Origin of the sequence: Stakelama saccharophila, assembly GCF_032229225.1 — a bacterium.
Classification (GTDB): domain Bacteria; phylum Pseudomonadota; class Alphaproteobacteria; order Sphingomonadales; family Sphingomonadaceae; genus Sphingomonas; species Sphingomonas saccharophila.
The window spans coordinates 2,853,807-2,867,594 of sequence record NZ_CP135076.1 but is presented as its reverse complement, the minus strand read 5'-3'; the positions used below and the strand labels follow the sequence as shown (position 1 = coordinate 2,867,594).

The window sequence follows — 13,788 nt, the reverse complement described above, 5'->3', positions numbered from 1 at the left end:
CGGCCCGATATGATCGGACCCTAGAAGCCCAGCTTCGCGGTCACACGCACATAGCGCGGCGTCTGATATGCGTTTGGCGAGCGATAATCGGGATTCACGGATCCGTCGCTGATCTCGCCATAATTGTTATAATTGGTGACGGCCTGGCTGTTGAAGATATTGAACACATCCAGCCGGATCGACGCATCCACATTCTCCAGTGGAAGACGGCCGACCGCGCTCAGGTTGAACTCGGTACGCCAGTCGCCGTCGAACGCGGTGCCGCGCGGGACGACCTTGCCCTGACAGTAGAAGCCGTAGCCGTGATAGGTGTTGGCATAAGCATCGACATCCACCGGCACCGCGCCGATGCAGCTATAATGGGCGGGCGACTGCACAAGGGCGTTGAGGCCAAGGTCCAGCACGTCGAACAGGCGATAGCTGCCATAGGCGCGGAAGGTGTGGCGCCGGTCGTTCGGCAGGTAGCCATATGCGCCGTTCACGAAGCCGGGCGAATCGAAGTCCGCCGACCGGTTGATCGATAGCTGTCCGTTCTCTGAGCGCACGCCGCCTTCGTAATTGCCCTTGTTGAAGGCGAGCGTATAGGATGCCGACAGGCTCCACTCCTGGTCGAAGGTCAGCGTCAGCGCGTCGTAGTTGCGCTTGGGATCGGGATAGCCAAGGTCCGATGCCTTCAACGTAGCGATCGGGGTGGTCCCGTCGGGCAGCGGATTGATCTGCACCGTCACGTCGCGGCCGGGATTGGCGATGACGAACTGGCTGCCGCCCGGATAGGCGTTCTGGCAGGCCTCCTCCGTAAAGCCCTGCGCGGTGCAATAAGCGCGGGCGCCTGCATCGATGGAAATATCCTCGATGACATTGCCGAGCCTGCGATGGGTGAAGGACGCGCCGACGCGGACATGGTCGGCCAGTTGCCGCTCCACGCCGATGATGAATTCATCGGCCGACTGCGGCTTGATACCGGCGTCGATGGCACCCGCCGGATTGAACGGCGAACCGTCGGCCGACACTTCGCAGTTGGCGATGCCCGTATCGGGGCAGGCCTTGGTGTTGACGACCGAAAGGATGGGATCGCCGGCGACCGGGATATTCCCTTCTCCGCTCACTCCGTTGAAGAGGTTATAGCGGGTATAGGTGACCAGGCTGCCCGCGACGTTCAGGTTGATATCGCCCGCCATCGGCAGGAAATATTTGCCGTAGGAACCGAAGATCCGCGTGCGGCCGTCACCGACCGGATCGAACGCCGCCCCAAGGCGCGGCGCCCAGAGGTCGCCCGATTTGAAGAAGGATTCGCCGTTCACACCCTGATTGCTGAAACGGTCGTTCCGCAGGCCCAGGTCGAGCCGCAGCCGATTGTCGAGCAGCGACCATTGGTCCTGAATATAAAAGGCTTCGTTGCGGACATGCGCCACGCCGTTCTGGGCATAGACGCGCGTCGTATAATATTCACTGCCGACCGGCAGCCCGATGCGCTCCGCCGATTCGTCGGTGACGGTGTAGATTTTGAATGCGCCCTCGCCGATCGTCTCGAAGGTCTGGGTCTGCTGATCCGTTTCATGATCATAGCCGATGCGGACATGATGCGCGCCCAGAAGATGGAATTGCAGATCCGTGTCGATCCGGTAGAATTCGCGCTTGTTGTCGGTCTTGCTGAATGCGTCGGTGACCTTGTTGAGGCCGATTTGAACGCCTGCCGGGTCGGTGCGGTAATCGATGACCTGCGGGTTGACGGTATCCAGCGGCAGATTGCCGGAACGCAGCTTGCTGACGCCGTAGGCGCCCGACACGGTCAGCCAGGGGGCGAAGGTGCCGGTGTAGCGGCCGACATAGTTGACGCCGCCCGCGCGCGCATTGGTGCCGCCGGTTTCGTCGCCCAGCGTATAACCGGTGCGGTCCCAGTCGTGGCTTCGGTTACGGGTTTCGTTGCTGGTGTCGAAATAGGTGAATTCGAGATGGTGGTCGCCGGTGATATAGCCGTCGACCTTCGCGCCCCAGAACGGGCTGTCGTTGCGGACCGTCGTCGCATTGTCCTGATTGGCCTGCGGCGTCATCGACCGGATGTCGCGCAGGTTGTAGAGACCATAGACGAACAGATGGTCCTTGATGACTGGTCCGCTTGCCTGAAGGACCAGTTCCTTGCGGCTGGTCGTTGCGTGGGCATAATCGGTGGTGCGGGTCGACGGCGCATCGTCGCGCAGGCCGCCCGGCTCCCAGATGCCCGTTACGCTGGCATGATATTCGTTCGATCCCGACTTGGTGGTGGCCACGACATAGCCGCCGGTGGCGCGGCCGAATTCGGCCGGGGCGCCGCCGGTCTTTACCTCGATGCTTTGATAGAAGTCGAACGGCACCTCGGTAGGCTGGCCGCCTGATACGAAGTCGGTGACGTTCAGGCCATTGATGTAGAAGGCATTTTCCGTGAAGGACGCGCCCGCGATCGACACCTGGTCGGCGAAGCCGCCATTGGAAGAAGAACCCTGCACCGTGCCGGGGGTCAACAGCATCACGTCGCGCAGTGTCCGGCCGATGGGAACCCGGTCCTTGAGCGTGCCGACATCAATGGTGCTGCCGATCGTCGTATCCTGAAAGTCCGCGATACGTTGCCGCGATCCGGTGACGACGATTTCGTTCCCGGTATCGGCGGGCACGAGGCGAAAGCTGTTGGCGCCGCCGGTCTGGCGCGTCAGCGGAATTTCGGCTTCGCTATAGGTGCCGAAACCCGGGGCCGAGACGACAAAGTCGTAATTGCCCGGCGCAAGCTGCGGGATCGTGTAGGCGCCGGTGTCGTCGGTCGAAACCGTGCGGCTCACGCCGCGGTCGGACGAGGTGATCCGCACGGTCGCGCCCGCGACAGGGGTGCCGTCTTCGGCCACCACGCGGCCCGATGCGGCGATATTGGTATAATCCTGGGCGCTGGCGGCCGGTACGGCGATCACGGCGGCCGGTATGGCGGAACTGAGCATCAACAGCGCGCGCAGCGACGCGCGCGACGAAAGTCGCGAAAAGCGGAACATCTGAATTTCCCCGGTTTGAGCACAGTAAACGTTGTCGAGCACGTTGCGAGCCGGGCTGTATGCGTGCGATGTTGATCTTTTGTGACAGATCAACACAATTTCAACATTACGCGTCGCTCTTCACATGTCCGAGGCCGCAGGAGCCTGCCGCCTGCGGATATCCCGCACAGCCCGGCGCTAAGCCGCCGCTTCTGAGGGGGCGTAGCCTTTGCCGGCTATGCGGCCTATCCGGTCTTCACCTGATGTTCGAGGTCTTCGGGAACCGTCAGCTACGCCGTGCGCGAATATCTGGAGGTGCTCGACGATGCAGCGTTCGGCGGAGCGATGTCGGTGCCGCCCAGGCAGCTTGCGGTGGCCGATCCCCGCCGCGCGCTGGACGGCAACTGGCCGGGAACGCGCGTTCTTCACTTACCGCTCTGGTGAACAGTACGCTTGATCACTCCTCATCCGGATAGGGCCCGACACCGCCCTCCGCAATGAAGCGGTCGATACGCGCGTTCAGTACGGGGAGCGGCACGGACCCGGTCTGGAGCACGGCATCGTGAAATGCGCGGATGTTGAATTTGGCGCCGAGCGCCTTTTCCGCTCTGGCGCGATCCTGACGTATCGCCATCTCGCCGAGATAATAGGACAGTGCCTGGCCCGGCCAGGCGATGTAGCGGTCGACCTCGGTCTCGATCTCATGATCGGCGAGCGCGGTATTGTCGTGAAGATATTGCTGCGCCCGCTTCCGACTCCAGCCCATGGAATGGATACCGGTATCGACGACAAGGCGGGCGGCGCGCCACATCTGATAGCTCAGCATCCCGAAACGCTCATACGGTGTCTTGTACATGCCCATTTCCTGGCCGAGCCACTCGCAATAGAGCGCCCAGCCTTCGCCGTAAGCGGAGATATAGCTATTCTGGCGAAATTCGGGCAGGTCCTTGTTCTCGGCAGCCAGCGGCATCTGAAACGCATGGCCTGGGGCGCTTTCGTGCAGCGTCAGTGCCGGCAGGGAATAGAGTGGGCGCGAGGGCAGGTTGTATGTATTGACGAGATAGATGCCCGGTCCGCCGCGCCCGCCGGTATAATAAGGCGCGATATCGGCCGGGACCGGCTTGATCGCGAAGCGGCTGCGCGGCAGGTGCCCGATCCACTTCCCGGCAATGCCGTCGAATTCCTTGGCGATCCAGGCTGCGTCCTTGAGCAACTCCTCGGGCGTCTTCGCATAGAATTGCGGATCGGTACGCAGGAAGTTCAGGAATTCGGGAAAGCTGCCTGTGAAGTTTGCGTCCTTCATCGTCTGCAGCATTTCGGCGTGGATCTCGGCGACCTGATCGAGGCCGATCCGGTGGATTTGCTCGGGCGTCAGGTCGAGCGTTGTGAATTCCTTGATCTTGGCGCGGTAATAGGCTTTGCCGTCGGGCAGATCATAGGCAGCGATCGAGGGTTGGGCGCCGGGGATATAGTCGTTGCGCAGGAACGCCAGCAGCTTCTTGTGCGCGGGGATCACCGAGTTGCGGATCGCCGCCACGGCCGCCGCGCGCAACTGTGCTTTGGTGGCGTCCGGGATGTTCGCCGGCATTGCCTCGAACGGCTTATAGAAGATGCTGTTTTCGGGCTTGTCGATATCGATGACCGAACTGACCGTGTCGTCGCGGCCCCTGAGCGTGATTTTCGGCGGGGTAAAGCCGCGCGCCAACCCAGCCCGCATATTTGCGATCTGCTGGTCGAAATAACGCGGGATATCCTCTAGCTGCGCAATATAGTTCCGGTAATCGGATTCGGTCGTGAAGGTCTGCCGCGCGGTGCCGGCGAGATTACCCCAGAACGAAGTGTCAGCATTGAGCGGACGCTCATAGTCCTTGAACTTCTGCTGATTGACCAGGACAGCGATTTGCGCCTTGTAGACGTCGAAATTGACCTGGTTTGCGGGCGACAAGCTGGCGCGGTCGATTCCGTCAAGGGCATTTGTCACCGATTCCCACTTCGCCAACCGCCTTGCCTGGGCGGCGGCGGAGACATCGGGCAATTTGGCGCGGATGTCCGATTCACCACTGTCCTCGTCTGCGGCGAACTGTTGCTGGCGCCAATCCCATTCGTCCGAATAGATTTTCCTGAACTTCAAGTCGGCGGCGGATTCGGCGGCCTTCGAGGTGCATTCGCATGCCGAGACATCCTCGGCCCTTGCGCTGGTGGCGTTGGTCATGCCGGCCGTTGCAACGACGATGCTCAATGCGCCCAAACAGATCGAACGGCTCATGCCTAGCTCCCCTTTTCGCCTCTATGTATTGTATACCGTATAATTATCATCTGCAACCGCGCGACCCAGCTGTGGCAGAGTTCGGATACGTTCCGATCAAAAGGCGCCGACCTTCACCCGGACAAGACGAGCGTCCTTATGAAAGTTGATGCCGTAATCGACCTCGTCGCCGTTGAGCCAGCGGTGTGCCTGCCATCTGCCGTCGCGGTAAACGCCTTCCTCGACACGGAGCAATTGGCCGCGCCGCCCATCTTCCGCCGTGCGCTCGAACGACGCGCGCACGTCAACGCCGCTCACGAGAAAATGATCGGCGTCGAGCCGGATCACGAAGGCGCGTCCGTCGATATCCGGCGAGTTCGGAATGATCGCCGGCGAACTGCCCCAGGGCGGCGGACCAAAAGCGAGCCTGACCCGCCAATCGCCGAAATCGAGCGTGCGCCGCGAAGCTCCGGCGGTCTCGATAGCAGCCTTCAATCGACCGTCGGCCATTGCCCGGGCGAGTAGGTTGTTGATCGGACCAAGAAGCCGATAATTGCGGGCGTGCGCCGTGATCGTCGCTGTCTGCGTATCCGAAGGCGGATTATCGATCCCGAACAGGGAAAAGCCGATGCCGCCGCGCGCGAGCACCTCGTAGAGCAGCGGGGCAGTGCCCGGTTCGAAACCGGTTTCCGAAACCCATGCCGGATTGTCCGGCCGGTGATACTGATCGAGTACCTTGCGAAATTCGGTGGCGTTGGTGGTGTAGAGATCGGTGCCGATGAAGTCGATCGCGGGACTGGCAGCGCGCCAGATGTCGAATACGTTGTAGGTCGGGCCGCCGCTTGGATAGTCCATCCCAGGGTATTTCTTGTCCTTGTAGCGCAGCCAGCAGTTCACATACATCGGCAGCGGATAGACGCGCTTGCCGGCCTGGGCGACTGCGCCGATGTAGCGTGCGTTCGCCCAGGCGTTGAACATCTCGTCGGCGTCCGGGCCGAACACATCCTGCCACGACCCTGAACTGCGATGCACCGACTTCAATATTCCCTCGGGAACGGGTGCGGCGAACGCGGCATTGGCAGCGGGGCTATGGTCACGGACAGCGCCGAAGGTCCCCGGTTCGTTTTCGACCTGCACCAGGATCACGGTGTGGCGGTTCCCGTCCACTTCCTTGAGGTGGGCCATCAATGCGGTAAATGCTCGCCGGTCGGCTTTGAGGTTGGCGGGCGCGAAGGTCGACAGGTTGTCGAGCGGCTGCCCGTGCGCGTCGAGCTGGCGCGGATAGGTTGCCGGGTCGCGCTTCACCCATTCGGGCGCATATTGCATCTGCCCATTCTTCCAGGTCCCGAACCACAACAGCACGAGCCGCTTGTCGGTCGCGCGGGCCTTGGCGATCAGGGCATCGACATTTTCCGTGTCGAAACGGCCCTGCTCGGGTTCGAACTGTTCCCAATAGACGGGCGCCTCGACCGTATTGGCCGCCAGGGCCTCGACGGATTTCCATGAGGCGTCGAGCATGTCGGGCCAGGCGTTTGAGTTGTGCAGTTGCGCAGCGAGGATGAAATAGGGCTCGCCATCGACAATCAGAGAAAAGCGGCCATCGTGACGTTCGAGGCGGGGTAGCGAAGTCGCAGCGGAGTCGCGCGCTACGGCGACCTGCGGCGCAGTGGCGGCGATTGCGAGCCCGGTCAGCGCGACAGCAATCGTTCGGCGCATCCGAATTCCTTTCGATCAGCGAAGAAAAAAAGACCGTGCTTCGCGCGGCCCCTGAGTGGGGCTCGGCGGGAGGAGACCCGAAGCGCCCTTAGAATTCAGCGGTGAGGCCAACGAAGATCCGGCGTCCCAGTGCATCGTAAAATCCCGGGAAGGTATTGCCGTTGCCGAACGAACTGTTCAGCCCCTCGTACAGCGCCGGCGGGTCGCGATCGAAAAGGTTGTTGACGCCCATGCGCAGTGAGACCCCCTTGCGCATCCTCACCGATGCCACGAGGTCGAAATAGTCATAGGCCTTGATCGTGTCGCCGTAGATGTAGTTGGTGCCGGACAGCAGCGAGTTGTCCTGATTATTGGTAAGCTCGACCGCCCCTTTGTGGCGCCAATTGAGCGACAGCGTGGCATGCGCCCACGGCATCTGCCAGGTCGTGCGCAGCGTATGCCGCCAGTGCGGATTGGGCTGGCCGCAGCTCGGGCCGTACAGTCCGACACAGTCATAGGTTCCAAGGCCCGGCAGTGGTTCGGTGATCTGGTGCAGCATGTAACTGCCGACCATGTCGAAGTTCAGCTTGCCCATGTTGCCGATGCCAAGGGTGTAGCTGGCGTTGATGTCGATGCCGTCGGTTTTCAGATAGCCCGTATTCTGCGTCGTCGCGACGACATAGCCGTCGGTGCCGAACAGCACGCCCGACTGGGGATCGCGGTGGAACAGATCGCAGAAGAAGGCATTGCCCGAATTGATGCACTGCTTGATGATCAGTGAGGGGTCGATCGAGCTGATATAGCCGTCAACCTTGATGTTGTAATAGTCGACCGACAGCGAAAGGGACGGCGCGAAACTCGGCGTGAACACCGTGCCGACGGTGTAGGTGTCGGCCTTTTCCGGCTCAAGGTCCGGATTGCCGCCATATTGCTGGACGCATACCTGAGCCGGGCATTCGGGAATGGAGCCGTATTGCGCCTGCGTTACGCCGCTGGCCTGACAGGCTTGCAGACTCGCGGCTGGATTCGCGCCCGCGCATGGATCGCTCGCGGTGACGTTGCCAACGCCCTGCGCCTGGAACAGCTCGGCGATATTGGGCGCGCGAATGGCGCGGTTGTAACTCGCGCGGAAGCGGATGTCGCGCGTCGGCGCATAGTTGAGTTCGATCTTGTATGTCGACGCCTCATAGTGCGATTCCGAGCCGCTGCCTTTGTTGGTATAACCCGAATAGCGAAAGCCCCCGTCGATCCCGAGCGCGTGTATGAACGGCGCATCCTGTACGATCGGAAGGTCGAGTTCGACGAACGCTTCGTTCACGTCGATCGTGCCATGGGCGTTCTGGGTGCCCTTGGACAGCGCGACCTGATCCGCCTGGAAATCTAGATACTCCTCGCGGTGCTCGGCACCGACGGCGATGCCGAGGCCCTGGGTAGCCCACGGGCTCGCGATGCCGTAGCTGGTCAGGTCGCCGTTGATCGTGCCGTTCAGGACGAGTTCCCGGTTGACGCCGTGGGTGTAGCTCGGGACGTACAAGTAATCGAATGCGGCGTCGGAGATCGTGCCATAGCCGAACACGTCGACCGGCGCGCAATCAGGGTCGGTGCCGTCGATCACCGACTTGCAGGTCGGCGTGCCATTGACATTGACGACCTGCAGCGCCTTTGCGGCGCGCGTCTGGTCGATATCGTTCTTGTAGCTTTCGTCGAAGATCACTTCCGAACGCAGCGCGCTGACGTCGAAGGAGATGCCCTGGGCCACGGTGCCGCGCATGCCGGCGGTGAACCGATAGTCGGTATGACGCAGATCGTCGCGCCGCGGGCTCGCACCTCCGGCGGTCGGACGATAGCCGATGAAAACATTCGCGTTGGTCGGCGTGCCGGCGCTCGTCCCGCAAAGCGTCGTAGCCTGCGATGCGCTCAACAGCGGGTTGTCGCAATTGATCGCGAAGGTCGTGCCCTGCCAGATCGCTGACGGCGCGACCTGCGACCAGCTATGGTCATCCATGAACATCGCGCTGCCGTAAAGCGTCAGGAAATCGGTAACGTCGTAATGCGCGAAAGCGCCCGCCGTATAGCGGTTGTCGGAGCGCTGGAAATAATTCGTCGGCGCATAATTATAGGCGAACGAGCTGTCATACGGGACCCAGTTCTTCGAACCGTCCTTCGAATTGACCAGCGTCTGTCCCTGGTTGGGACCCGTCAGCAGCGTGAACAGGCCGTACTGGTTGTTGCTCGAACCGCCACAACGTAGCGCGCTGTTGGCGGCATCGGCCGGATCGATCGCGCAGGCCGAGACGTCGCGGGTGGATTGGAGCACCGGTTCCGAATGTCGGTTGCCGATGAACATCGTGACATTGCCGCGATTGTCGGCGAAGTCGGTGCCGATCGCCGCATTGATCTCGTAGGTCGCGCCGTCGGCAACATGGCCCGGCGCCAGCTCGTATCCGCTGCTGGATACGACATCACGCAGGCGCCCGTTATTGTTGTGATGCTCGAAAAAGCCGTAGGTCGCGTCGATACGCGCGCCGTTGAGATCATCCTTGAGGATGAAGTTGACAACGCCCGAGACCGCATCCGCGCCGTAGACGGCGGATGCGCCCCCGGTCAGCACGTCGACGCGTTCGATCAGCGAGGCGGGAACGAAATTGAGATCGGTCGCCTGGGTCGGCAGCAGTCGCTTGCCGTTCAACAGCGTGAGAACGCGGTTCGAGCCGAGATTGCGAAGGTTGATGTTCGCGGTGCCGTCCGATCCGTTCGAAACATTGGAATTGGCGTCGGGCGTGAATTGCGGAAGGCGGTTGAGCGTGTCCTCGACCGCGGTCGAACCCTGATACTGGAATTCCTGATTGTCGACGACCGTTATCGGGCTGTTGCTCTCGAGATTGGGGCGGCGGATCAGCGTTCCGGTGACGGTGATTTCCTGGCCTTGTTCGCCTGACGGCGTCTCCGGCGACACTGGAGGCGTCTGGTCGCTCTGATCGGGCGGGTCGCTCTGCGCATATGCGGACGTGGAGAGCATCGCCGTGGCGAGCGCAATGCCGACCGTGCCGAGCAGTGCTGACTTCCTGTTGGGTGTCGCAATCATATCAAACCCCCTTCTCGTTGCTTGCACGTGAAGAAGGAGAACACGATTCGCAGCGATTATCAAATAAATTATACGATATCTGTTGTACGTTTGTTACGGGCGTATTTCCAGGCAGTTACAGTTCTCCAGCATTGCATCACGTAGGTGCCGTGCGTTGGCCAAGCTCGTCTCAGCCAGCGCTCGGCAGCCGACTCGGAATGATTGCGTGTGACCCTCGAACAGAGATGAAGCGGCTTTTGCGGTCAGGTGAGGTGCCCGGCATGATGCAATGTGGTCGCCGCGTCCTCGGGGAAAACGACCCTGTCATTTGCGGAGGCGGTTCGGTTCGGGGAAAGACGTATGCCGGGCGGAAGCAGATTGCCCGCCGGACACTATACATGATCCGGCATTTCCGTATACCGTATAATAGACAGTGCCATAAGGGGGGCGACGGAAATGTTCAAGCGGATGCTGGCTCACGGACTTGGCGGCATGGTCGTGCTGGCGATGGCTGCCACGCCGGCGACTGCCAAGGGGCCGGACGCGGAGCAGTATCGCGATGCGCTGACCCTGCGCGATCGGTGGCAATATCTGACGCGAGATGTGGCCTTTCCGGCGAACTGGGTAGGCAAAACGCACGATTTTGTGTTCCGCAAGACGGTCGCCGGCGGTTTTGCATTCGTGCGGCAGAACGCCGATACCGGAACCAGCCGGCCCGCATTCGATCAGGCGGCGGTCGCCGACGCGCTCGGCAAGGCGACCGGCGAACACTATTCGGCGCTGAAACTGCCGTTCGACGATTTCCATTATGATGCCGACGGCCGGGCCATCCTGTTCGACCTGCACTATTTGCCATGGCGCTGTTCGCTTGCGGGCGAGGGGTGCGCGCCGGTCGAACGTCCGGGCAGGCCGAAGGGCTTCGGCGTCGTGCGAGACCTGCGCGTACCGGCGGACAACATGCCGCATGTTTCGCCCGACGGGCGGTGGGAAGCTCTGGTCCAGGGCTTCAACCTCGTCCTGCGCCCCGCAGGTAGCGGCGCGGCAACGGTCCTTAGCCGCGACGGGACCGAGGGCAATTTCTACGATCCCGAGACGATCCGGTGGTCGCCCGATTCAGAAAAAATCATCGTCGATCGCGTCCGGCCCGGATTTCCGCGCTATGTGAATCGGGTGCTGTCGTCCCCCGACGACCAGCTACAGCCCGGAATGCGCGAGCAGCTTTATCCCAAGCCGGGCGACGCGATCGATATCGATCAGCCGGTGCTGTTCCGCGTCTCACCCGACGGTACGGCGCAGCAGATCGTGGTGGACGATACGCTGTTCCCCAATCCCCATCAGCTCACCGATATGCACTGGCGCGCCGACAGCCGGAGCTTTGCGTTCGAATATACTCGGCGCGGTCATCAGCAGGCGAAGATCATCGAGGTCGACGCTGAAACAGGCGCTGCGCGGACGGTGATCTCGGAATCGGCCGACACCTTTATCTGGCAGGATCGCGGCTATTGGCACGATGTCGGCGGAAAGGGCGACGAACTGGTCTGGCTGTCCGAACGCGATGGCTGGGCGCATCTCTATCTCTATGACGGCCGGACAGGCACTGTGAAGAACCAGATCACCCGCGGTGACTGGCCGGTGCGGCAGGTCGTCCGGGTCGACGACGAAAAGCGCCGGATCTGGTTCGCCGCAAGCGGGATGAACGAGGGCGAAGACCCGTATTTCGTTCATTATTACCGGATCAACTTCGACGGAACGGGCCTGACGCCGCTGACGCCGGCCCAGGCCTCTCACGACGTCGCGTTTTCCGGCGACATGAAATATTATGTCGACACCTATTCGCGGGTGGACCTGCCCAACGTCTCCGAGCTTCACCGGACGCGGGACGGCGCGCTCGTCCGCACGATCGCCAGGGGCGACATTTCGCGGCTGCTCGCCGCCGGATACCGGTTTCCGAAGCCGTTCGTGGCAAAGGGGCGCGACGGGAAGACCGACATATGGGGCCTGATCGTCCGGCCGCGCGACTTCGACCCGAACCGGAAATACCCCGTCATCGAGAACATCTATGCCGGACCGCACGGCAGCTTCGTGCCAAAGACGTTCTGGCCGTTCGGCTATCATTCGGGCGGCGACAAGGTGATCGGCATGCAGGAACAGGCCGACATGGGCTTCATCGTCGTCCAGATCGACGGCATGGGTACCGCCAACCGGTCCAAGGCGTTTCAGGACGTAGCGTGGAAGAACCTGGCAGATTCCGGATTTCCCGACCGCATACTGTGGCATGAGGCGGCAGCGGCGAAATATCCTTGGTATGACATCGCGGACGGAGTCGGCATCTATGGCGGCTCGGCGGGCGGCCAAAGTACCGCCTCGGCGCTTTTGTTCCATTCCGACTTCTATACCGTCGGAGTCGCTTATGCCGGCTGTTACGACAACCGCATGGACAAGATCAGTTGGAACGAACAGTGGCTCGGCTGGCCGGTCGACGCGAGCTATCTGCGCTCGTCGGACGTGGCCAATGCCGGTCGGCTGAAGGGTAACCTCCTGATGATCTTCGGCGAGCAGGACAGCAACGTCGATCCGTCGTCATCGCTGCAGTTGGTCGATGCGCTGATCAAGGCGCACAAGGATTTCGACCTGCTCGAAGTCCCCGGCGGCGAGCATACGACGGGCCGGTCGACGGGTCCGATCCTCTATGCCGAGCGGCGGCAATTCGACTTTTTCGTGCGGCACCTGCGGCACGAGCAGACACCCGACTGGAACCGGTTGCCGGATATCCTGCCGGCGCCCTGATCAGCCAGGTCGCGCCGGTCAGTCGCCGTTCGCACCCAACTGACGGCGAAGATCGACAATGGTCTTCTTGATGTGTGCGTGCATGCTTCGCGCGACGCCCTTTTCGTTGCGGTCGAGCCAGCACTGCATCACTTCTGCATGTTCCTGGTTGGCGCGCTCGTTGCGGCCGAGCGGCTCGAGATGTTTGCGCACATAGCGATCGCTCAGAACATGGAGCCTTTCGAGCAACTGGGTCGTGATCGACTGGCCGGCGGGACGGATGAGCGCGAGGTGGAACGCGCGGTTGGCGGCGCCGACACCGTCGGCATTGTTCGCGGTCACGACATCCAGAGCCTCGAGTGCCGTCACCGCGACTTTCCGCTCCTCATCGGTCGCCCGTCTCGATGCCAGTGCAGCGGCGTCGGGTTCGAGTTTGAGCCGGAGTTCATAGACTTCCTCCGCTTCGGCCGCGGACAATGGTCGCACGAAAAAGCCGCGATTGGCCTGGGAGCGGACCAGCCCTTCCTGTTCGAGCCGGGTCAGCGCCTCGCGCAGCGGAATCTTGCTGACGCCGAGTTCGGAGGCCAATGCATCCTGCCTGATCGCCCGGTCGACCGGCACGGCGCCGGCAAGAATCCGGTCGCGGACCAGTTCGACGAGTTGGTCCGGAAGCGTGCGGATGACGATGCTGCTCATGTTATCTGACCCCTTCCGCGGTCGCTATACCTTATAGTTCAGTAATTCGCGACCCGCGAAGATCCGTCACGAACGCGGAAACAGGTGGCGTGTTGCCAACCGGATAGGCTTTGTACCTGGCATATAACAACCCGCCGAACTGCCGCGGGGTTCTGGCGCGGTCGGCGAAGTGATCTCAGCCGTCGCGCGGGGAGAGCATGCGCCGGCCGTCGATCCTGGGCCGGGCGATTGTCTTGCGCGCCGCGTCGGCCTCGGCATCGCTGACATGGGCGAGCGCGGTCGCTGGCAGCGCCGCGAGCAGCCCGGCACCGAGCCGGGTTGTCACGGTA

At 61.9% G+C, this 13,788-nt stretch carries 7 protein-coding genes and 1 pseudogene; 2 read left to right on the top strand and 6 right to left on the bottom strand.

Annotation, left to right across the window (positions count from 1 at the left end):
* Positions 1–20 precede the first annotated feature (20 nt).
* Complete coding sequence (locus tag RPR59_RS13365; protein WP_313914859.1) at positions 21–3,014, bottom strand: TonB-dependent receptor; 2,994 nt, start codon at positions 3,012–3,014, stop codon at positions 21–23.
* A 273-nt stretch (positions 3,015–3,287) separates the two neighbouring features.
* Between RPR59_RS13365 and RPR59_RS13360 the strand changes: the two are divergent.
* A pseudogene (locus RPR59_RS13360) lies at positions 3,288–3,426 on the top strand (IS5/IS1182 family transposase); the annotation flags it as partial.
* Between the two features lie 24 nt (positions 3,427–3,450).
* Here the strand turns inward: RPR59_RS13360 and RPR59_RS13355 are convergent.
* The 3 genes from RPR59_RS13355 to RPR59_RS13345 all read right to left on the bottom strand — a co-directional run bounded on the left by RPR59_RS13355 (position 3,451) and on the right by RPR59_RS13345 (position 10,018).
* Positions 3,451–5,259, bottom strand: coding sequence for a DUF885 domain-containing protein (locus tag RPR59_RS13355; RefSeq protein ID WP_313914857.1), 1,809 nt, complete (start codon positions 5,257–5,259; stop codon positions 3,451–3,453).
* Between the two features lie 96 nt (positions 5,260–5,355).
* Entirely contained in the window at positions 5,356–6,954 is a 1,599-nt protein-coding gene (locus RPR59_RS13350; RefSeq protein WP_313914854.1) for a DUF5597 domain-containing protein, read from the bottom strand.
* A gap of 88 nt (positions 6,955–7,042) precedes the next feature.
* Entirely contained in the window at positions 7,043–10,018 is a 2,976-nt protein-coding gene (locus RPR59_RS13345) for a TonB-dependent receptor domain-containing protein (RefSeq protein WP_313914852.1), read from the bottom strand.
* A gap of 435 nt (positions 10,019–10,453) precedes the next feature.
* Here RPR59_RS13345 and RPR59_RS13340 point away from each other — a divergent pair, with 435 nt between their 5' ends.
* Positions 10,454–12,784: a S9 family peptidase gene (locus RPR59_RS13340; RefSeq protein WP_313914850.1), complete on the top strand. Its 2,331-nt coding sequence runs from the start codon at positions 10,454–10,456 to the stop codon at positions 12,782–12,784.
* 18 nt (positions 12,785–12,802) lie between these two features.
* Here RPR59_RS13340 and RPR59_RS13335 read toward each other — a convergent pair whose 3' ends face one another.
* Together RPR59_RS13335 and RPR59_RS13330 are read right to left on the bottom strand one after the other, a co-directional pair.
* Positions 12,803–13,459, bottom strand: coding sequence for a GntR family transcriptional regulator (locus RPR59_RS13335; protein WP_313914848.1), 657 nt, complete (start codon positions 13,457–13,459; stop codon positions 12,803–12,805).
* Positions 13,460–13,634: 175 nt separating this feature from the next.
* The gene (locus tag RPR59_RS13330; protein WP_313914846.1) at positions 13,635–13,784 is read right to left on the bottom strand and encodes a hypothetical protein; all 150 of its coding nucleotides are present in this window, start codon (positions 13,782–13,784) and stop codon (positions 13,635–13,637) included.
* Positions 13,785–13,788 lie beyond the last annotated feature (4 nt).

What these genes read in the sequence shown, in the direction of transcription:
- RPR59_RS13340 (WP_313914850.1), top strand. Translation starts at nt 10,454, where the DNA reads ATGTTCAAGCGGATGCTGGCTCACGGACTTGGCGGCATGGTCGTGCTG.
- RPR59_RS13365 (WP_313914859.1), bottom strand. Translation starts at nt 3,014, where the DNA reads ATGTTCCGCTTTTCGCGACTTTCGTCGCGCGCGTCGCTGCGCGCGCTG.
- RPR59_RS13335 (WP_313914848.1), bottom strand. Translation starts at nt 13,459, where the DNA reads ATGAGCAGCATCGTCATCCGCACGCTTCCGGACCAACTCGTCGAACTG.
- RPR59_RS13345 (WP_313914852.1), bottom strand. Translation starts at nt 10,018, where the DNA reads ATGATTGCGACACCCAACAGGAAGTCAGCACTGCTCGGCACGGTCGGC.
- RPR59_RS13350 (WP_313914854.1), bottom strand. Translation starts at nt 6,954, where the DNA reads ATGCGCCGAACGATTGCTGTCGCGCTGACCGGGCTCGCAATCGCCGCC.
- RPR59_RS13355 (WP_313914857.1), bottom strand. Translation starts at nt 5,259, where the DNA reads ATGAGCCGTTCGATCTGTTTGGGCGCATTGAGCATCGTCGTTGCAACG.